We start from the raw sequence: 20,408 nt of genomic DNA, 5'->3' as shown, positions 1-20,408 counted from the left end.
CTAGTATTTTCTCCTTTCCATTGCATCTTTCAAGAAGAGCAGGTAGTTTTCATACCTCTTCTCGCTTATTTCGCCTTGCTCCACTGCGCTCTTCACGGCACAGCCAGGCTCCTTGTTGTGCCTACAGCCTCTGAACCTGCAGTCCTCGCTTTTGCTGTATATCTCCGGGAAGTACACCTCCAGATTTTCCTCTGTCAGAAAGTCCAGCTCAAGGGAGCTGAAGCCCGGAGTGTCCAGCACATATCCGCCCAGTTCTAAGCTCATAAGCTCCACATGGCGAGTGGTGTGCTTTCCCCTAGAGGTCTTTTCGCTCACCGAGCCAGTCTGAAGCTTCAAGTCGGGCTGCACTGTGTTTAGAAGTGTGGACTTCCCTACACCCGAAGGTCCTGCGAATACGGTCGTCTTTCCAGAGAGCACTTCTCGCAAACACTCTATGCCTTCTCCTGTCTCTGTACTGGTGTTCAGCACTCTGTATCCGGCATTTTCGTATATCCTGTTGTACTCCAGCTTCTCTTCATCAGACACAAGGTCTATCTTGTTGAAGCAGATTGCTATATCTATCTCCTGCTCTTCCGCCAGTATCAGAAACTTGTCTAGTAGCCATAGATTCGGGTCCGGACTCCTGAGCGCGAAGACTATTACAGCCTGGTCTACATTCGACACAGGAGGCCTGAAAAGCTCGTTTCTCCTCTCCAGTATCTCCTCTACATAGCCCGTCGTCTCGTCTTCTTTATTTAGCCTTATCTTTACATCGTCTCCAACCATAGGCACGATATCTTGCTTTCTAAATATGCCTCTAGCCCTACATTCGTAAATTTCGCCATCCGACTTTACGTAGTAGAAGCCTCCTATTCCCTTTACTATTTTTCCCTCTAGCATAAGTTCCCCCCTTGATTTAGTTTAGTTCCCTGAAGCGCCTTCACTGTTTGGGCTTGTTGGGTTTTCCGTCCCAGTTCCAGGATCGGTTTCCTCGCTACCTGTGCCTTCACCTGCTCCGCTTTCGCCTCCTGTGCCTTCACCTGCTCCGCTTTCGCCCGGATCTTCTTCCGGCTCCTCCGGCTTCGGCTCCGGCCCTTTGCTTACAACAAGGTTTACGGAAGTTCCCTCTTCCACTTTTGCGCCAGACTCAATCCCCTGGAAGAGAACTGTGCCTGCGGACCTGTTGCTGAACTCCTCACTTACAGATCCCACTGAAAGCCCGCTGGCCGAAAGCCTGTTTTTCGCGTTTTCCAGACTAAGCCCTGCAAGATTCGGAACTGAAACCTCTGAAAGCTCCTCGCCCTTGCTGACTATCAGGTCCACTGTTGCGCCTTTCTCTACATTTTTGTTCGCTCTAGGCGTCTGTGATATGACTGTGCCCTCTGATTCAGGGCTATACTCGTACAGCACGTCCCCAAGCTCCAGCTCATTTTCCTCTATTATGCTTTTGGCCCTTTCAAGCGACTCCCCCAGAAGGCTTGGCACGAGTATCTCTTCGACTTCCGGTCCTTTGCTCAGGTATACATCTACAGTAGCCCCTTCTTTCAGGTTAAGTCCCTCTTCCGGGCTCTGCCTTGTCACCTGGCCTTCCTCGTATTCATCGCTGAACTCAGCTCCTTTGACTTTAATCACAAGCCCCGCGTTCTCCAGCTCTCTAGTCGCTTCAGACTCGGTCATTCCCACAACGCTAGGCACTGCGACTTCTCCGCCACCAAACATACCCTTGCTGTAGAGGTATCCCATGGCCACAGTCGAAACCAGAAGAAGCGAAAGTATCACAGCAAGCGCCGTGACTTTTTTGCTGTACTTAGGCTTTTCTTTTGGCTTTTTAGGCACCGCCGCTTTCTTTTTCACTTCTTTTCCAGCTTTGCTCTGCTCAAGCTTTTCTTCATCTATCACAGGCAGTATCTGCGTTCTGGAGTCCATAATGTCAGAATTCATCGTCTCTGATGATGCTCCCCCAGAAACACCCGCTCCACCGACTTTCTTTAGGTCCATAAGCAGCTCTGTAGTATTGGCGTATCTCATACTCTGATCCTTGGTCATGGCTTTCTTTATTATGGCTTCAAGCTCTTTAGATACAGAAGGCTCTACTTCCGACGGATCTTTCGGCTCTTCCTGTATGTGCTTTATCGCCACAGTTATAGGACTGTCTCCATTGTACGGCAGCTGCCCTGTGGTCATTTCGTACATTACAACTCCCAGCGAGTAGATATCCGACTTCATATCTACAAATCCGCCTCTAGCCTGTTCCGGGGAGATATAGTGCGCAGACCCCAGTATGCTACCCGTATTTGTTATAGTCGAACTTGTGGCCGCTCTGGCTATTCCGAAGTCCGTGACCTTGACCCTGTTGTCTTTTGTTATCATTATGTTGTGGGGTTTTATATCCCTGTGGACTATGCCGTTGAGATGCGCGGCCTTGAGCGCCTCAGCTATGTCGGTACTTATCCTGACCACTTCTTCCGTTTCAAGTCGTCCTTTTTCCTTTATGACGTCTTTTAGTGTCTTTCCGTCTATATACTCCATCACGATGTAGTTTATATTTCCCTGCACTCCTACATCGTATACGTTTACTATATTGGGATGCGAGAGGCTCGCTGCCGACTGAGCTTCGCGCTTGAACTTGGACATGACTTCATCGTCGTTTATAAACTGGTCCCTAAGCACCTTTACAGCTACAAATCGGTTCAAAAGCTTGCACTTGGCCTTGTAGACTTCGGCCATTCCGCCTCCGCCTATTTTCTCCATTATCTCGTATCTCTCACCTAGTATCTTACCTATCATTTTTTTCACCTACCTAACTTATTTTTGCCATCAATATGGTTATGTTGTCAGGTCCCCCCAGTTCATTGGCTTCGTTTGTCAGCATCACGCAGACCTCCTGAAGCTCTGTCGCCATAAGGATTCTTTTCTTTATATCTGCGTCCTCTATCATATTGGTCAATCCATCTGTACACAAGAACAGTATATCATCTTTCTTCAGCTCTTTTGTATATATATCAGGATTTATCTCGCTGTCTGTTCCGAGCGCCTTTGTTATAACATTTTTCTGAGGATGAACTCTCGCCTCTGACTCTGTTATACTTCCGCTTCTAAGCAGCTCCGCCACAAGTGAGTGGTCATGTGTAAGCTGTACTATCTCACTCTCTCTTATCATATAGGCCCTGCTGTCTCCTATATGGCCTATATAAGCTTCGCCGTCTTTGACCAGTATCATCGTAAGCGTCGTTCCCATCTTTCTGATTGTGTCGTCGTCAGCCCCTTCTTTGACTATAGTCTCGTTGGCGGCTTTAAAGGCGTCGTTTATAAACTTCGGGATCTCAAGCTCCCCCGAGACCATCGCTTCTCTCTTCTCGTTGTAAAGCCTTGAGATCACATGTATGGATAAATTGCTGGCATACTCCCCCGACTTATGGCCTCCCATTCCGTCGGCGACCATGTAAAGCGGAAGCTTTTCGTCGTCCACATAGTAGACCGCATCTTGATTTATATTTCTCATCTTTCCAACATCTGAACAAGCACAAATAAACATCTCTACACCTCACCGTCTATATAGTTGTTTCTAAGCTGGCCGCACGCCGCATTTATGTCAGAGCCCAACTCTCTTCTGATCGTGGCGACAAGACCTTTTCGCTCTAGCGCGTTTTTAAATGATATGACTGCATCCGACTTGGACTTGCTCTTGCTGTATTCGCTTATCGGGTTTAGCGGAATCAAATTTATATGGCAGTTGATCCCCCTGAGCAGTCCCGCCAGCTTTGCTGCATACTCCAGCCCGTCGTTTTCACCTTCTATAAGCGTGTACTCAAAAGTCACCCTTCTGCCTGTAGCTTCTATATAGTACTTGCAGCTGTCCACTATCTCCTCCAGGCTGTAGCTTCTAGCTATAGGCATTATGATGGCCCTCTCGTCCTGAAACGGATTGTGAAGGGATATGGCCAGGTTTATGGGCTTCCCCGAGTCTGCAAGCTCGCGTATCTTAGGCGCTATGCCGCATGTAGAGAGCGTCATGCTCCTGTAGCTTAAGTTCTGTCCTTCAACGTCATGCAGCAGCTCCATAAAAGCCGTCACATTTTCGTAGTTGTCTAGGGGCTCTCCGCTCCCCATCAGCACAAGGCTCCCTATGTTCTCGCCTGTGTCTCTCTTTATAGCGTAGAACTGCTCTAGTATCTCTCCCGGCGTGAGATTTCTCTCAAGTCCGCTCTTTGTGGACGCGCAAAACACGCACCCCATCCTACATCCAACCTGAGTGGAAAGGCAGACAGAGTTTCCGTGTCTGTACTTCATAAACACGGACTCCACTACATTCCCATCTGAAAGTCTGAAGAGGTACTTTCTTGTTCCGTCAAGCTTGGAGTCGTATCTCTCTACGACCTTTAGTGCTTCCACTCTGAATCGCTCTGAAAGGCTCTGCTTGAACTTCGCAGAGATCCCCTTTATTTCATCTATATCTGTCGCAAGCTGCTGGTGAAGCGACTTGAATATCTGCTTGGCTCGGAACTTCTTCTCGCCCATATCCAAGACAAAACACTCTATTTCACCTAGCGAAAGTGACTTTAAGTCTATTTTGTTCAAAAAATCTCCTCCTGTATCGGCCATTATACATTATACCATATAGGAATTCTTTTTTACATTCTTATCATCTTGGATATGAAAAATCCGTCTGTGCCGTGTACATTGGGATAAAGCTCTATATATCCGCGTTTGCTCTCTTCAAGCGGAAGCTCTGCTTCAAATGGCTCAAGCTTAAATTCAGGATGCTTGTCCAAGAAATCTTTTACAACTTCTATATTCTCTTTTACGTTTAGCGTGCAGGTGCTGTATACCAGTGTCCCGCCTTTTTTAACATAGCCGGAGGACGCTTCCAGTATCTCACTCTGCAGCTTTGAAAGTGATTCAAGGTCCGACCTGCTCTTGTTGTACTTTATCTCCGGTTTCTTTCTCACAAGTCCAAGTCCGGAGCAAGGAGCGTCTACAAGGCAGTAGTCGGCCTTATCCACTAGACTTTCGTCGCGCTCTGCAGCGTCGGCCAGACTTGTCTCTATTATGTCTATCCCAAGTCTTCTGGCGTTCGACTCTATAAGCTCCAGCTTGTGCTCGTGCACGTCTCTGGCTATGATTCTGCCCTTGTTTTTCATAATCTGGGCCATATGCGTTGTCTTTCCGCCTGGGGCGCTGCAGACATCCACCACGGTGGCTCCGCTTTCAGGGTTCATGATCTGGGCCACAAGGCTTGAGCTCTCGTCTTGAACAGTGAAAAGCCCGCTTCTGTACTCCTCCGTGTCTATAAGCCCGTCCGGATTCAAGACCACTACTATGTCTTTTCCGTATTCAGCGGCCCTGCACTCTCTTCCAGACTCCGATAAACGCTCCATAAGCGTATCTCTGTCTATGGCGAGTGTGTTCACCCTGATGTTCAGGGAAGGCTTCTTGGAGTTGGCTTCACAAAGCTCCTCTGTGAAGCTCTCCCCGTACATAGCTGCCCAGTCCTCTATTATCCACTCAGGATATGAGTATTTCACCGATATATACTTTGTGAAGTCCTTTTTTCTGTCTGGAAGCTCTATGTTCTCCTTGTCTCTGGCCACATTTCTGAGCAGCCCGTTTATGAATCCCTGTGCGCCTTTGTTTGCGTGCTTTTTCGAAAGCTTTACGCATTCATTTACAGCCGCCGAATCTGGGACCTTGTCCATCTTGAGTATCTGGTAGAGCCCCATCTTTATTATGGTGAGTACAGCTGGCGATATCTTGGATATCTTCAGCTTTGAGTATCGCGACACAACCCACTCAAGGTATATCCTGTTCTCTAGCACGCCGTAGACTATCTCTCTTGTGAAATTGGCGTCCCTCGTCTCCATATCTCTTGTCGTCTTGTTCAGGACTATGTTGGAATATCCCTTTCCGTTCTCTATCTGGTTCAATGTTTTAAATATCTCTTCTCTTATATTCTTAGCCATGTTTTCCTCCATTATCATCTAATCTAAAAAAGGGATTGAAAATTCAATCCCTTTAGTCTCTTCTGCTGAGTCCCATAAGCCTTACAAGCTGTGCTATGGATACAAGCGCCGCCGTCACATAAGTCATGGCCGCAGCTCCTAGCACTTTCTTTACAGACGACTCTTCCTCTGCAGTTATTATTCCATTTTTCAAGTTCTTTATAGCCCTGCTGCTTGCGTCAAACTCCACCGGAAGCGTCACAAGCTGGAATATCACTATCCCCATAAAAGCCAGCACTCCAAGACTTATGAGTGAAGACATCTGAAGCACTATCCCTGCCATTATAAGCAGAAACACCGACTTGGACCCAAAGTTCACAACAGGAACTATGGCATTTCTGATTTTAAGCGGAGCGTAAGCTTCAGCATGCTGTATGGCATGGCCTACCTCGTGGGCCGCAACGCCTATAGAGGCTACAGAGTTCCCGGAATACACATCCCGAGACAGCCTGAGCACCTTTGATCTTGGGTCGTAGTGGTCTGAAAGCTTCCCTCCCACCATCTCTATCTGCACGTTGTAAAGCCCGTTTCTGTCAAGTATCCTTCTCGCAGTCTCAAAGCCTGTGAGGCCTGAAAGACTTCTCTGCTTCAAGTATCTGTTGAATGTGCTCTGCACCTTAAACTGGGCCACCATAGAAAGCCCTATCGCCAGAAGCAGAAAAAAATACTCTATGTTGAGTCCTCCATAAAAACCATATGGATTGATCATATTAACACCTTCCTCTAGTCATATATCGTATTTATTCTATATAATATAGTATATTCTAGCCAGCGGTTCAATAGTTTAACCAAATATTACAATACAACTACACCAGTGTTAACATTGTTGCCTCTAAGATACTCCTCTACGCTCATCCATCTCTTGCCTGGAACCTGCAGCTCTTCTACTGCAATACACCCGTCAAGTGTCTTTATATATATCCCTGTTGAATCCGCCTTTACAATCTCTCCAGCTTTGCCGTCTGAAGCCATGTCTTCAACTCTCACTTTTCTTATCTTGACCATCTTTTCATCCATGTAGAAATAAGCTCCAGGCCAAGGCTGAGTGCCTCTCACCAGATTTTTTATCTCTTCTGAGCTCTTGTTCCAGTCTATATGACCAAGCTCTTTGACCATCATAGGCGCATAGCTTGAAGCGCTGTGGTCCTGTGGAGTCTTTGAGATCTCTCCTGCTTCAAGCTCTGAAAGCACTTCTACAAGCGTTTCGGCTCCCGTCTCCATAAGAGCGTCGTGAAGCTCCCCTGCAGTCATCTCTTCGTCTATGTCTACTTTTGCAATCTTTATCATGTCCCCCGTGTCGAGTCCTTTGGCCATCTCCATTATAGTGACTCCGCTCTCGCGCTCTCCGTTTATCACAGCCCAGTTCAGAGGCGCCGGACCTCTGTACTTCGGGAGTATCGAGGCGTGCACGTTTAAACATCTGTATTTAGGCATGTAGAGTATCTCCTCCGAGAGTATCTGCCCGTAGGCCACTACCACTATCACATCAGGAGACGCTTCTCTTATCTTCTCTACGCTCTCCTCGGAATTGACTTTTGAAGGCTGATAAACCTCTATTCCAAGCTCCAGCGCCTTCTCCTTTACAGGAGTGTACTGAAGTTTCTTGCCCCTGCCTCTCTGCTTGTCTTCCTGTGTAACCACTAGCGAAACCTCATGACCTGCATTTTTTATTTTTTCCAGAGTGGGAACTGCAAAGTCTGGAGTCCCCATAAAGACGACTCTCATATTACTCCCCCTCTACTAGCTTGTCTATATATAGAACCCCGTTCAGATGGTCTATCTCATGGCAGAAAGCCCTAGCTAGAAACCCTTCAGCCTCTATTGCCTGAGATGCTCCGTCTAAATCGGTGTACTCAACTCTTACTGCGTAAGGCCTGCTGACTTTTCCGCTCTTGCCCGGAACGCTAAGACATCCCTCCATGTCCACTTCTTCTCCGTCCTGCGCAGTTATCACTGGGTTTATGGCCACTATAGGCCCTTCCCCTATGTCTACAACTATTATCCTCTTCAGCATTCCTATCTGAGGGCCGGCAAGTCCCACCCCTTCTTCTTTGTACATGGTCTCCACCATATCCTCAGCTAAAGTCTTTATCTTGTCATCTATTTTTTCAATCTCCCTAGACCTCTTTCTGAGTATCTCGTCACCTTCAAATCTCAATTGTCTTGTAGCCATTTTTTCTCCTCCTAGATTATAGAACTTGGATTTATATCTATGCTGACCCTGACCTGCTCTTTTGCATATTTCTCATTTAGAGAGAGCAGCGCGCCAAGCGTGGTCTTGATCTCGCTCATATCTTCGCGCCTCGCTTTTATCAGTATCTTCATCCTGTATCTGTCTTTTATTCTGTATATAAGGGCGGGATTTGGCCCCAGCACCTCTACATTCCTCAGAGTCTCGCTCTTTGAAACAGAGTCTTTCACTCTGCTAGCTACCTCCGAAGCTATTTTGCACACCGAAGACTCCTCTCTTCCGTATACCGTGATATCTACAAGCTCGCAAAAAGGCGGGTATCTGAACAGCTTTCTGACCATTATCTCCTGACTGTAGAAAGACATGTAGTCGTGGTCTTTGGCCGTCTGTATGCTGTAGTGGTCCGGCTCGTAAGTCTGAATCACCACTCTGCCTTCCAGCTCGCTTCTCCCAGCTCTTCCAGCCACCTGAGTCATCAGCTGGAAAGTCCTCTCCGGCGCTTTGTAGTCTGGAATATTAAGCGAGGTGTCCGCTATTATGACACCTACAAGCGTCACGTCTGGAAAGTCCAGCCCCTTCGATATCATCTGCGTGCCTATAAGTATGTCTATCTCTCTGTTTTTCATCCTAGTGAGTATCTCTTCGTGGCTGTGCTTTCTGCCGGTGGTGTCTAGATCCATCCTCTCCACAGCAGCCTTTGGAAAGTGCTTTCTGACCTCAGCTTCCACCTTTTGCGTCCCAAGTCCCATATGCTTTACGTACCTGCTTCCGCACTCCGGGCATTCAGTGACCATCTTCCTGCTCTCTCCGCAGTAGTGGCACACCAGCCTGTTCTCCTCAGCGTGGTAGGTCATGGAGATATCGCATCTGCTGCACTTTATGACATGTCCGCAGCTTCTGCAGGACACGAACTTGGAAAAACCTCTGCTGTTCAAGAAGAGTATTATCTGTTCACGCCTCTCTAGCTTTTCAAGCATAGACATGTATAGTTCTCTGCTGAAAATAGATTTATTCCCATTATACAACTCTTCTCTCATGTCTATCAAGTTTATATTTGGAAGAGGGTTTTCGTTGGCCCTTAAATTCATCTCCAGCAGTTTGAACTCTCCGCTCTCCGCCCTGTAGTAAGTCTCTACAGACGGGGTGGCGGAGCCTAGCACCAGTCTGGCACCTTCTAGCTCGCACCTCTTCTCTGCAACCTCTAGCGTACTGTACTTGGGGTTCATAGAGGACTTGTAGCTTTGCTCATGCTCTTCGTCCATTATTATAAGCCCCAGGTTTCTGAAAGGGGCGAATACAGCGGACCTAGTTCCAATTGCAACTTTGGCCCTTCCATCTCTCATCTTTCTCCACTCATCATACCTTTCGCCGTTTGAAAGCTTGCTGTGGTATATAGCCACTCTGTCTCCAAACCTGCCCATAAACCTGTCCAGCGTCTGAGGAGTCAGGGCGATTTCAGGTACCAGCACTATGGACTCCTCACCTCTCTCTAGGGCGCTCTCTATAAGCTGAAGGTAGACCTCCGTCTTTCCTGAGCCTGTCACGCCGTGGATCAGATGTTTCGTGTGTTTAAGCGACTCTATCTCGTCGTAGACCATGCGCTGAGCTTCATTCAGCTCTATCTTGCTGTAGTGAGCCACCTCTCTTCCTACGGGATTCCTGTCCACTTCTCTCTCTACAGTCTCTACAAGCCCTTTTTTCTCAAGGGACTTTATGGTGGAGTCAGAGGTGTTCACTGCCTGAAGCAGCTCTTTTTTGGAGATGCTCTCTCTAGAGGATAGCAGCCTGACTATTTCTACTTGCTTGACCGCTCTGGTGCTCAGCGTCTCGGCTATGCAGTCTGCATCTTCAGGCTTAAACCTTCTCTCTACATGCTTTTCATATTGCTTTTTCACCTGCTGGAACACCGACTCCTCTATCTCTATGCAGCCCATCTGGCAGAGTCGATTTATATCTTTCTGTATGTTTTTTTCGCCGAATTTTCTCTTAAGGTTCTCGAGCGCCATCCTTTTTTTAGAGTTGAGATAAGCTGCGAGCTCTGGGTCCACTATGGTTTCATCTATAGCCATCTCCACCTTGACCACTTTCTTGGCCTTCATGGTGATGCCGTTTGGGACTATTGTCTTTATCACCTCTGTGTACTTGGCCAGATACCGTTCTCTCATCCACCCCAGAAGCTCGACCATCTCCAAGGTCATTATGGGCTCTCTGTCCACTACATATTGTATGGGCTTAAGCTTATCTGCGTCTAGCCCCGAGTCTAGGTCTCTTTTCAGATTCACCACAAGACCCTCTAGCAGCTTGTTGCCTCTTCCAAACGGGACCAGAACTCTCTTTCCCACTTCCATGTAAAACTCCATATCGCTTGGAACCGAATATGTAAAAAGTCTGTCTGTATTTAAGCTTGTATTGTCCACCGCCAGCTCTGCGTACATCTCATCATCCTCTTTCAAAACACAAAGCTAGACGGCCACAGCTATCTAGCTTTTCTATCTAAAATTTCAATCAATTTATCCAGTATCCTGTCTGAAAGCTCAGACTTGGACATCTTGGGAAGCTCTTCTACAGTGCTGTCTGAACTGATTATAAATGCCTTGTTTCTGTCGGACTTGAATCCTGAATCTTCCGCCGTTATGTCGTTGGCGACTATGAAGTCCATGTTTTTCTGCTCCAGCTTTCTCTTGGCGTTTTCTATCAGGTTCTCACTCTCTGCCGCAAATCCAATCAGAATCTGATTTCGAGACTTCTTCTCCCCAAAATGCTTGGCTATGTCCACGTTTCTTTCAAATTCAAGCTTCAGCTTCCCTTCAGACTTCTTTATCTTGTTCTCGCTGTAGCTTGAAGGCCTGTAGTCAAGTGGGGCTGCAGCCTTTATCAGTATGTCGTCTGACCCATACTCTGCTTCAACCGCTCTGAACATCTCTTCAGTCGTCTCCACCTGCACAAATTTGACTCCATCTGGCCTTTCAACATGCGTCGGGCCTGAAACGAGGACAACTTCTGCACCTCTGTCTCTGGCGCGCTCGGCCAGTCTATAGCCCATCTTTCCGCTTGAGTTGTTGCTTATATACCTTACGGGGTCTAGCCTCTCCAGAGTAGGCCCTGCTGTGACTACGACTTTTTTCCCAGACAGCTCCTCGCTCTTTTTAAAGTGGTCCACCACTGCTTCCACTATCTTTTCAGGGTCTTCCAGCTTTCCCTCGCCTAAGTCTCCACAGGCAAGCCTTCCAGAAGCAGGCGCTATAAAGCCGTATCCCATGATCTTTAGCTTGTCCACATTCTCTTTAAAAAGCGGATTTTGGTACATATTGGTGTTCATGGCAGGCGCAAATAACACTTTGGCCTTTGTGGCCATTATAGTGGTAGAAAGCATGTCGTCCGCTATTCCATTTGCCACTTTCCCTATTATATTAGCTGTAGCTGGGGCCACCAGGAAGAGATCCGCCGACTTTGCAAGCGATATATGCTCCACATCCCATGACTTTATCTCTCCGAACATGTCGCTGACCACGTAGTTTTGAGACATCGTCTCAAAAGTGAGAGGCATGACAAACTCCGTGGCCGACTCAGTCATTATGACTTTTATGTCGGCTCCTAGTTTCTTCAGCCTGCTGACTACGTCGACAGCCTTGTATACGGCTATTCCGCCAGTGACTCCCATCACTATTGTTTTTCCATTAAGCAAAGTCTACACCTCTTCACAGCCTAGTTTTTCTTCCAGCTCTTCTTCAGAAGGTCTTGTGTAGGTAACCTCTCCATCTGCAATCTCCTGAACAGCCAAGCTCAGCACTTTCTTCCCCTTCGCGTTCACAAGAGGTTCTGCACCTTCTAGAAGCTGTCTAGCTCTTTTCGACACCATCACGACAAGCGTGTACCTGCTGTCCACTTTTTTTAACAATTCATCCGTAGTTGGGTATAACATATTGTAAGTCCTCCTCTAAAATTCCTCTAGTATATTTTCCTGTCTGTGCACTCTGGCCTTTTCCGCCTCTATTATCGACTCTATAGTCTTAACTGCCAGGTCTACTTTGTCGTTTAGAACTGCATAGTCGTACTTGAATACGTACTCTATTTCGTGGTAAGCGCTCTCCATCCTTCTGAGCATGGCCTCTTTTGTCTCTGTTCCCCTGCCCTCAAGCCTGCTCTTGAGCTCTTCCATAGAAGGCGGCAGTATGAATATAAAGACTCCGTTGGGGTATATCTCCTTTACCTTTAGAGCGCCCTGTATGTCTATCTCCAGTAGCACATCTTCGCCTGAGTTCAGCTTTTCCATGACTTTGGCCTTTGGAGTTCCATAGTAGTTTCCATAGACCTCCGCATGCTCTAAAAACTCGCCTTCAACTATCATGCTCTTGAATTTTTCTTTCTCCAGGAAGTAGTAGTTTACTCCCTCGACTTCCCCCGGTCTCGGCTCCCTTGTGGTGGCCGAAACCGAGAGGTTTATATTTGAATTTTGCTCTAGCAAGCTCTTGCATATCGTTCCCTTGCCTGCTCCAGATGGTCCTGAAATTACAAGCAGCAGTCCTTTTTTCATATCCATCTCTCCTTATTCCACATCGTTTACATTGTCTTTGCTGTTTAGCCTATGCGCCACAGTCTCTGGCTGGACAGCCGAAAGTACAACGTGGTCGCTATCTGTTATAACTACAGCCCTTGTCCTTCTCCCGTAAGTCGCGTCTATCAGCATCCCTCTGTCTCTTGCCTCTTGGATTATCCTCTTTATCGGTGCAGATTCAGGGCTCACTATGGCAACTATCCTGTTGGCTGAAACTATATTCCCAAATCCTATATTTATAAGCTTTATACTCATCTTTACTCCTCCTAGTCTACTCTATGTTCTGAACTTGCTCTCTTACCTTCTCTATCTCTGTCTTTATGTCTACGACCATATTGGTTATATCTATGTCGCCAACTTTAGATCCTATTGTATTAGCCTCTCTGTTCATCTCCTGGACTATGAAGTCAAGCTTCTTCCCTACAGCGCCTTCAGACTGGGCTGTGCTTCTGGCCTGGGATATATGGCTCCTAAGCCTTACAAGCTCCTCGTCTATACCGGACTTGTCGGCAAAGTACGCAACTTCATTTGCAAGCCTCGACTCGTCTAGCTCGTACTTCCCCTCTAACATATCTGAAATCCTCTGGTTCAGCTTCTCCTTGTACTCTGACACCACTAGAGGCGCCCTCTTCTCTATCTCAGATATTTTGCTGTCTATATTGCCAAGCTTTTCTATCATATCTTCTCGAAGCTTCTCGCCTTCTCTAGACCTCATTCCCACAAGAGCTTCTATGGCTTTTTCCAGTGCGCCGTAGAGAGCTCTCTTCAGCTCGTCTTCGTCGTCTTCGAGCTTTTCAGCCTTCAACACGTCTGGAAACTTCATTATAGACTCTAGAGAGAGCTCCCCAGCTATTGAGAGCTCTCTAGATATTTTTTCTGCAGCCTCTTTATACGATTTGGCCAGCGCGAGGTTTACTGCAACTTCTACGTCGTTTCCCTCAACGCTTTCCATATTTATGTAGACTTCGACTCTTCCTCTGTTGACTTTCTCTTTTATACTTCTCTTCACCATTTCCTCTAGGTGGCTTATATGTCTAGGCATCTTTACAAGAATGTCGTTGTACCTGTGGTTTATGGTCTTTATCTCCACCACAAAGCTCTTGTTCGACTCTTGAAATTCTCCCCTGCCGTATCCGGTCATGCTCTTCATAGATGCTATCCTTCCTTCCTAAATCTTTATACTCAATTTTATCACATTTTTATTGGCTGTCAATTAAGATATATTTCCCTTGAGGATTCGTTTAATTAGCTTGAATGAAAGAATAGCCCTTTTGTGCTATAATTCTTTTAGACCTATTGAGTTGAAAATGGCAATTTGAAAATACATTGGAGGAATATAAATGTCTTTAGATGGAGTAGTTTTACATGCAATCACAAGCGAATTAAGCGAAAAGCTAGTCGGCGGCAGAGTCGACAAAATACATCAGCCCGAGAGCGACGAGCTCTTGCTGCAGATAAGAAATAAATCTGAAAACTTCAAGCTCCTGCTTTCAGCTAGCAGCAGCAACCCAAGAGTCCACCTGACGAAATCCTCAAAGCAGAATCCTCAGACACCACCAGCTTTCTGTATGCTTCTCAGAAAGCACCTCGGAAGTGGCAAAGTGATAGGCGTAGAGCAGCCATCTCTAGAGCGTGTGGTGATTATAAAGTTCGAGTCACTGGACGAGCTAGGAGATCTTACGCAAAAAGACCTGATAGTCGAGATAATGGGAAAGCACAGCAATATAATCCTGGTTGACTCGTCTAAGAACAAGATACTGGACTCTATAAAGAGAGTCCCTGTATCTCTAAGCTCTGTACGACAAGTCCTCCCAGGGCTTCCATACTCGCCTCCACCGGCACAGGAGAAGCGCGACCCCCTAAACGTAGAGCTTGAAGATGTTCTAAGCATTCTAAACGCTTCAGACGAGAACCTTTCTACACACAAGGCGCTCTACCTTAAGTTTGTAGGGCTTAGCCCGCTGCTCGCTAGAGAGATCTGCCACCGCTCCGGTGTGGACTCTGAAAGGCTCTTGGTCTTGCTAGACCACTCCGAGAAAAGAAACCTCGCAGAGGGCTTTATATCTTTTTACAGGGATGTCAGGCTATGCGCTTTCTATCCAAACGTAGTGCGAGACAGAGACAATCTAGACGTGCTCTACTTCTCATCTGTCAAGCTTACACAGTACGGTGACTACCCTTTCGAGCATTTCGAATCTATGAGCGAATTGCTTGAATACTTCTTCCAAAGCAGGGACAACAGAGACAGGATCAAGCAGAAGTCTAGCGAGCTCAGAAAGAGCGTCTCCCTGAAGCTAGAAAGGATACTCAACAAGGTGGAGAAGCAGAGGCTAGAGATAGCAGAGGCAGAAAAACGAGAGAGCCTGAGGATAAAGGGCGACCTTTTGACTGCCAATATGCACCTGATAAACAAGGGCGACTCTTCTGTAAATGTCCAAAACTACTACAGTGAATCGCTCGACAGCATAGAAATAGCTCTAGACCCTAGGCTGTCTCCTTCCGAGAACGCCCAGAGATACTATAAAAAATACAACAAACTAAAGACAGCCCATGGGCTTTTGGCAGAGCAGATAGAGCAATCCGAGGTGGAGATAGACTACCTTCAAAACATAATCTACGCCATAGACAACTGCACAGAGGTACAGGAGATAGACGAGATAAAAGAGGAGCTTGTTTCAGAGGGATACCTCAAAAAATCCTCCCTTAAAAACAAGAAGAGCTCTTCAGCGCCTTCAAAGCCACACGAATATATTTCGTCTGACAACTACCATATATATGTAGGAAAGAACAACAAGCAGAACGACCAGCTGACCATGAAGTCAGCTTCCAAAGAAGACCTCTGGCTCCATACAAAAGACATACCAGGATCTCACGTGATAGTGAAGACGAACGGAGACGAGGTCCCTGAGTCCACAGTGCTTGAAGCGGCCACACTCGCAGCCTACTACAGCAAAGCTTCCCAGTCTTCAAACGTGCCTGTAGACTACGCTCTGAGAAAAAACGTCAAGAAACCGAGCGGAGCAAGGCCAGGCATGGTTATATACGAAAACAACAGCACGGTCTATGTAACTCCTGACAAGCTGTCTGTGTCCAAAATAAGAAAGGTTGAGCCTAGCTAGGCTCAACCTCTTTTTTTGTCTCTGGAAGCAACTTATTAGTCAGCACACCTATTATGGCAGCCAAGCTAAGTCCAACTATCTGTATATTCTCTGTAATTCTTATCCCTATAGTCCCCGTAAACTCTGGATTGGCCTTTAGAAGTTCTGTGCCTATCCCAGCCACCAGTATAAGTCCTGAGATTATAAGGTTCCTGTTGTCAGAGTAATCTATATTTGCGCTTGAAATAGTTCTCATTCCAACGCTTGCTATCATGCTGAAGAGCACTATGCTGACTCCTCCCATAACTGCTATCGGTATAGTTTGGAGAATTGCTCCGAACTTCCCTAAAAAGCTCAGCAGTATGGCTATAGTAGCTGCTATTCTGAGTATCGAAGGGTCGTATACTTTAGTCACTGCAAGCACGCTTGTGTTCTCTCCGTAAGTCGTGTTGGCAGGCCCCCCTACGAATCCAGCAAATATAGTCGCAAGTCCATCTCCCAGAAGCGTCCTGTCAAGTCCAGGGTCTTTCAAGAAGTTTTTCCCTACCACAGCTCCGTTAGTAGTTATATCCCCTATATGCTCCATGAAAGTGGCCAACACTATAGGAGTTATAAGCGCCACGGCTCCTAAGCTAAACTTAGGCATTGTAAATGCCGGCATGCTGAAAATATCGGCATTCATTATAGGGCCATAGTCTACATACCCAAGCGCCATGGAAAGCGCGTATCCGACACCTACTCCTGCAAGTATAGGTATCACTTTGAAAAAACCTTTGGCGAAAATAGAGACCGCTATAACAGTCAAAAGCACTACTCCTGAAACCATCCAGTTGCTTGAAGCCATCTCAACGGCTACAGGACTCAGCACAAGCCCTATAACTATTATCATTGGACCTGTAACTACTGGAGGGAAGAACGAAGTCACTTTCTCTTCTCCAAATATCTTCACCATAAGCGAGAGCAGCACGTATATAAGTCCCGCAACTATTATGCCTCCCTGAGCATAGGCAAGGTCGCCGTATTGTTTCCCGACCATCTGAATAACCGGTATGAATGCAAAGCTCGAGCCTAGAAATACAGGAACTTTCCTCTTTGTACATACATGGAATATAAATGTTCCAACTCCTGCGCAGAAAAGCGCCACTGAAGGATTAAGGCCTGTAAGCATTGGAACTAGCACAGTTGCACCAAACATGGCTATTACGTGCTGAAGCCCCATTACAAGCCTCTTGCCTGCATTGGTCACACCCTCCATCTGTGATAAGCTTGCGTTTTTCGGTAACTCTTCGTTTAACATAAAACTCCTCCTTTTCAGTCTCTCTGTACTGATTTAAAAGACCCTATTTGAAATTTTTTTCTATTACAACCATGTCCTCGCTGTCTACCTCTTCAAACATGACGTTCACAGCTTCATCTTGAGATGTTGGAACGTTCTTCCCCACAAAGTCTGGCCTTATAGGGAACTCCCTGTGCCCTCTGTCTATCATCACAGCTAGCTGGACTTTTTTGGGTCTTCCGCTGTGCACTATAGCATCAAGCGCCGCTCTAACCGTCCTCCCAGTGTAGAGCACGTCGTCTATCAATATAACAGTCTTGTCAGTTATGTCGAAATCCAACGATTCCTTTACCTCCACATCTACGCTGTCTGGCTCCAGGTCATCCCTGTAAGGCGTTATGTCTATATACTTCACGTCTAGGTTCTTGTCCTCTATCTCCGATATCTTCTTTCCGAGTCTCTCTGCAAATGGTATGCCTCTAGTCCTTATTCCGACCAGCACAAGATCATCTACACCTCTGTTCCTCTCAATTATCTCGTGAGAAATCCTCGTTATGGCTCTTTTTATTGCACTCTCGTCCATTATCACAGCCTTAGTCTCCAACGTTCCACCTCCAAATTAAATTTAAAAAAGGCTCTCCTCTAGTCAAAAGGAGAGCCGATAGAATCACCAGGCATTTGAATCTCACTCCTTATAGTATCTCGTACTAATTTAAAGGATTACATATAGATAGTACCATATTTCATTTTGTTTGTCTATTGAGATGCACACACTACTATTTAAGCTTTCTTAATATATCTTGGAAATAATCAGGGATCTCAGAGCTAAACTCCATGTATTCTCCTGTTCTCGGATGTATAAAGCCTATTGTCTTGGCATGAAGCAGCTGCCCCTCCAAGTTGAACTTTTGGTTTCTTACGCCGTAAACCTTGTCTCCTACAACTGGATGGTTTATGAACTTCATATGGACTCTTATCTGATGGGTTCTTCCCGTCTCTAGCTTCGCCTCAATAAGCGTGTAGTTTGAGTACCTCTCAACCACAGCGAAGTGGGTGACCGCGTCTTTGCTGTTCGAGTCTATGACGGTCATCTTCTTTCTGTCTGTAGGGTGCCTTCCAATAGGAGCGTCTATAGTCCCTCGCTCTTCTTTTATTACGCCTTCGACAAGCGCCATATACCTTCTGTTTGTAGTATGCTCTTTCAGCTGCTCTGCAAGTTTCTCATGCGCTTCGTTGTTTTTGGCTATCATGAGCAATCCCGAGGTGTCCTTGTCTATCCTGTGAACTATCCCCGGCCTCATGCTCCCGTTTATGTCGGACAGCTCTTTCACATGGTAAAGCAGTGCATTTACAAGTGTCCCGCTGTAGTTTCCAGCGGCCGGGTGTACCACCATGCCCTGCTTTTTATTGACTATGGCTACGTCTTCATCTTCGTATACTATGTCTATAGGTATGTTCTCTGGCTCTATGACCAGCTCTTCCTCGTCTTCAAACTCTATGTCTACAGTGTCTCCATCCTTGAGGGAAGACTTAGCCTTAGGGTTTTTCCCATTGACTTGAACCTTTCCGCCTTTTATAAGTTTCTGTATGCTGCTTCTAGAGATGTCCTCAAAGTAATCTGCCAGAAACAGGTCCAGCCTGTCCTTTACGTCTTCTTCTCCGACAACTATTCTGATTTTTTCCAATTTATCACTACCTCTCGTATCTGTCAGTTATAATAAGCGCCATAAGCACTATCGTTCCAATTACCAATGCCATGTCTGCCACGTTGAACACCGGAAAGTCGTAGACGTCCCCAAACTTCACGTCTATAAAGTCCACAACATAGCCCAGTCTCACCCTGTCTATGAAGTTGCCCAGCGCTCCTCCCACTATCATGTAGAGCGAGAGCTTGGAGGCTGGTGTCATTGTATGACCTTTGAATACAAACAGCAGCGCCACCATGATCATCACCGCTGCAGTTATCAGTATAAAGAAAGTTCTCTGGTCCTGGAATACTCCGAATGCAGCCCCCCTGTTTTCTACATAGGTTAGATTTAAAAACTCTCCTATAATGTGAACAGTTTCTGCTCCTTTAAGCTCGCTTACTGCGAAATGCTTTGTAACCTGATCTATCACTACTAAGATTATAGATAAAAAAAACATATTTCTCCCCCTATCGAAGATTGTCTTGAACTATTTTCACTATTTCAGCCACGAGATCCCCTATAAGAGGAAGCGATATCATCTGCTGAAGTATATATATGAGAAGCGCGGCCACTACGGAAACACCTATGACTGTTCCAAGCCCCCGGCTTATTCCTATGATCAGATTTGTCACTATGAGCTTTTTCCTGTTTCCCACTAGGTCTATATACTCATGAAATCTGTTTTTTTCCATCTTTTCAAGCACAGCTTCTATTTTTTCAGATATAAGTCCAAGTTGCTCTTTTTCAGTCCTGATAATGTCTATTTTTTCGTTGAGCTCTTTTATTCTCTCCTCTATTCTCTCTTTTTCTCTTCTTTCTTCCTCTATCCTCTGCTCTATTTTCTCTTTCTCTTTTCGCTTTTCTTGTATTTTTTTCGCTAAGTTCAAATCCACACCTCCACTTTGACGCTTTAAATACAAAAGACTAGAAATATAAATTCCTAGTCGTCAAAAACAAACTTTTTCTAAGCTCCACTTACTCCTCCAGATATGTCTATCCTTCTTGTGCTGTACATATCTTCTGCCATATCAGGCTTTTCACTTGCTGTGCTATCTGCTTCACAAGCAATCTCTGTGCTCGCCTCAGCTACTTCAGTTTCAGATTCAATCTCCTGCTCTGACAGTTGCTCCTGCTCGCCCTCAGCTTCAAAATCCGATGACATCTCTCCGAAAGAAAACTCCTCAAGCTCGCTCTCTATCATAGCCAACTGAGAGCTTATGATGGACTTGCATTTAGTTTTGTAGATCATCATCTCTTTTTTCAGCCTGTCATACTCTTCTTTTATCTTTCTCAGCTCTTCATTTCCGCTCTCTGACCTTTTCCTACACTCCTTCTCAGCGTCCTCTATTATGAGCTCCGCCTTTTTTCTGGCATTTAAAGTCACTTCTTCAGCTGTGCCCTGTGCCATTACAAGAGTCTTCTGTATCGTCTGCTCTATAGAGCTGTAGTGCTTTATCTGCTCGGTCATCATGCTCAGCTTGTCTTTCAGCTCCACATTTTCCCTAAACAGCTTCTCGTAGTCTATAGTCAGCTCATCTAAAAAGCTGTCCACCTCTGTTTCCTTATATCCTTTGAAAGATTTTGAAAATTCCTTTTTTTGAATATCTATTGGTGTAAACATT

General features: G+C 46.0%; 21 protein-coding genes. 1 reads left to right on the top strand and 20 read right to left on the bottom strand.

Annotated elements, in window-relative coordinates; translation table 11 throughout:
* The 14 genes from rsgA to EUAN_RS05865 form a co-directional block, all read right to left on the bottom strand.
* Window positions 1-879: a ribosome small subunit-dependent GTPase A gene (rsgA, locus tag EUAN_RS05930; RefSeq protein WP_071062685.1), complete on the bottom strand. Its 879-nt coding sequence runs from the start codon at window positions 877-879 to the stop codon at window positions 1-3.
* 21 nt (window positions 880-900) lie between these two features.
* The gene (pknB, locus tag EUAN_RS05925; RefSeq protein ID WP_071062684.1) at window positions 901-2,766 is read right to left on the bottom strand and encodes a Stk1 family PASTA domain-containing Ser/Thr kinase; all 1,866 of its coding nucleotides are present in this window, start codon (window positions 2,764-2,766) and stop codon (window positions 901-903) included.
* 13 nt (window positions 2,767-2,779) lie between these two features.
* Window positions 2,780-3,514, bottom strand: coding sequence for a Stp1/IreP family PP2C-type Ser/Thr phosphatase (locus EUAN_RS05920; RefSeq protein ID WP_071062682.1), 735 nt, complete (start codon window positions 3,512-3,514; stop codon window positions 2,780-2,782).
* Window positions 3,515-3,516: 2 nt separating this feature from the next.
* Window positions 3,517-4,557 (bottom strand): dual-specificity RNA methyltransferase RlmN, encoded by a 1,041-nt coding sequence (gene rlmN, locus EUAN_RS05915; RefSeq protein ID WP_245674449.1) that lies wholly within the window; start codon window positions 4,555-4,557, stop codon window positions 3,517-3,519.
* A 53-nt stretch (window positions 4,558-4,610) separates the two neighbouring features.
* Window positions 4,611-5,939 carry a 16S rRNA (cytosine(967)-C(5))-methyltransferase RsmB gene (gene rsmB, locus EUAN_RS05910; RefSeq protein WP_071062678.1) on the bottom strand — a complete coding sequence of 443 codons (1,329 nt, stop codon included), beginning with the start codon at window positions 5,937-5,939 and terminating at the stop codon, window positions 4,611-4,613.
* A gap of 52 nt (window positions 5,940-5,991) precedes the next feature.
* Window positions 5,992-6,687, bottom strand: a complete 696-nt coding sequence (locus EUAN_RS05905) for a zinc metallopeptidase (protein ID WP_071062676.1) — start codon at window positions 6,685-6,687, stop codon at window positions 5,992-5,994.
* Window positions 6,688-6,773: 86 nt separating this feature from the next.
* Window positions 6,774-7,703: a methionyl-tRNA formyltransferase gene (gene fmt, locus EUAN_RS05900; RefSeq protein WP_071062674.1), complete on the bottom strand. Its 930-nt coding sequence runs from the start codon at window positions 7,701-7,703 to the stop codon at window positions 6,774-6,776.
* 1 nt (window position 7,704) lies between these two features.
* Window positions 7,705-8,151, bottom strand: coding sequence for a peptide deformylase (def, locus tag EUAN_RS05895; protein ID WP_071062672.1), 447 nt, complete (start codon window positions 8,149-8,151; stop codon window positions 7,705-7,707).
* An 11-nt stretch (window positions 8,152-8,162) separates the two neighbouring features.
* Window positions 8,163-10,622 carry a primosomal protein N' gene (gene priA / locus EUAN_RS05890; RefSeq protein WP_245674448.1) on the bottom strand — a complete coding sequence of 820 codons (2,460 nt, stop codon included), beginning with the start codon at window positions 10,620-10,622 and terminating at the stop codon, window positions 8,163-8,165.
* 23 nt (window positions 10,623-10,645) lie between these two features.
* On the bottom strand, window positions 10,646-11,854 hold the full coding sequence (coaBC, locus tag EUAN_RS05885; RefSeq protein WP_071062668.1) for a bifunctional phosphopantothenoylcysteine decarboxylase/phosphopantothenate--cysteine ligase CoaBC: 1,209 nt from the start codon (window positions 11,852-11,854) through the stop codon (window positions 10,646-10,648).
* A 3-nt stretch (window positions 11,855-11,857) separates the two neighbouring features.
* Complete coding sequence (gene rpoZ, locus EUAN_RS05880) at window positions 11,858-12,091, bottom strand: DNA-directed RNA polymerase subunit omega (protein WP_071062667.1); 234 nt, start codon at window positions 12,089-12,091, stop codon at window positions 11,858-11,860.
* 15 nt (window positions 12,092-12,106) lie between these two features.
* Window positions 12,107-12,703 (bottom strand): guanylate kinase, encoded by a 597-nt coding sequence (gmk, locus tag EUAN_RS05875; RefSeq protein WP_211266292.1) that lies wholly within the window; start codon window positions 12,701-12,703, stop codon window positions 12,107-12,109.
* A gap of 12 nt (window positions 12,704-12,715) precedes the next feature.
* Window positions 12,716-12,973 (bottom strand): extracellular matrix/biofilm regulator RemA, encoded by a 258-nt coding sequence (remA, locus tag EUAN_RS05870; RefSeq protein WP_425388415.1) that lies wholly within the window; start codon window positions 12,971-12,973, stop codon window positions 12,716-12,718.
* Between the two features lie 22 nt (window positions 12,974-12,995).
* Complete coding sequence (locus tag EUAN_RS05865) at window positions 12,996-13,874, bottom strand: YicC/YloC family endoribonuclease (protein WP_071062660.1); 879 nt, start codon at window positions 13,872-13,874, stop codon at window positions 12,996-12,998.
* Between the two features lie 190 nt (window positions 13,875-14,064).
* Between EUAN_RS05865 and EUAN_RS05860 the strand changes: the two genes are divergently transcribed.
* Window positions 14,065-15,843 (top strand): Rqc2 family fibronectin-binding protein, encoded by a 1,779-nt coding sequence (locus EUAN_RS05860; protein ID WP_071062657.1) that lies wholly within the window; start codon window positions 14,065-14,067, stop codon window positions 15,841-15,843.
* On the opposite strand, the gene EUAN_RS05855 is transcribed toward EUAN_RS05860, so the two are convergent.
* From EUAN_RS05855 to EUAN_RS05830, 6 genes are all read right to left on the bottom strand, one after another.
* Window positions 15,836-17,119 (bottom strand): uracil-xanthine permease family protein, encoded by a 1,284-nt coding sequence (locus EUAN_RS05855; protein ID WP_211266291.1) that lies wholly within the window; start codon window positions 17,117-17,119, stop codon window positions 15,836-15,838. The genes EUAN_RS05860 and EUAN_RS05855 overlap by 8 nt on opposite strands.
* 43 nt (window positions 17,120-17,162) lie before the next feature.
* Entirely contained in the window at window positions 17,163-17,702 is a 540-nt protein-coding gene (pyrR, locus tag EUAN_RS05850) for a bifunctional pyr operon transcriptional regulator/uracil phosphoribosyltransferase PyrR (RefSeq protein ID WP_084655762.1), read from the bottom strand.
* 172 nt (window positions 17,703-17,874) lie between these two features.
* The gene (locus tag EUAN_RS05845; RefSeq protein WP_071062655.1) at window positions 17,875-18,783 is read right to left on the bottom strand and encodes an RluA family pseudouridine synthase; all 909 of its coding nucleotides are present in this window, start codon (window positions 18,781-18,783) and stop codon (window positions 17,875-17,877) included.
* 7 nt (window positions 18,784-18,790) lie between these two features.
* On the bottom strand, window positions 18,791-19,243 hold the full coding sequence (gene lspA / locus EUAN_RS05840) for a signal peptidase II (protein ID WP_071062654.1): 453 nt from the start codon (window positions 19,241-19,243) through the stop codon (window positions 18,791-18,793).
* A gap of 10 nt (window positions 19,244-19,253) precedes the next feature.
* The gene (locus tag EUAN_RS12650) at window positions 19,254-19,673 is read right to left on the bottom strand and encodes a DUF5665 domain-containing protein (RefSeq protein WP_084655760.1); all 420 of its coding nucleotides are present in this window, start codon (window positions 19,671-19,673) and stop codon (window positions 19,254-19,256) included.
* A gap of 77 nt (window positions 19,674-19,750) precedes the next feature.
* Entirely contained in the window at window positions 19,751-20,407 is a 657-nt protein-coding gene (locus EUAN_RS05830; RefSeq protein WP_071062652.1) for a DivIVA domain-containing protein, read from the bottom strand.
* Window position 20,408 lies beyond the last annotated feature (1 nt).

The organism is Andreesenia angusta (assembly GCF_001855385.1).
In the GTDB taxonomy this organism is placed as follows: domain Bacteria; phylum Bacillota; class Clostridia; order Tissierellales; family Gottschalkiaceae; genus Andreesenia; species Andreesenia angusta.
The sequence above is the reverse complement of the archived record's forward strand: the minus strand, read 5'-3'. Positions and strand labels throughout refer to the sequence as shown.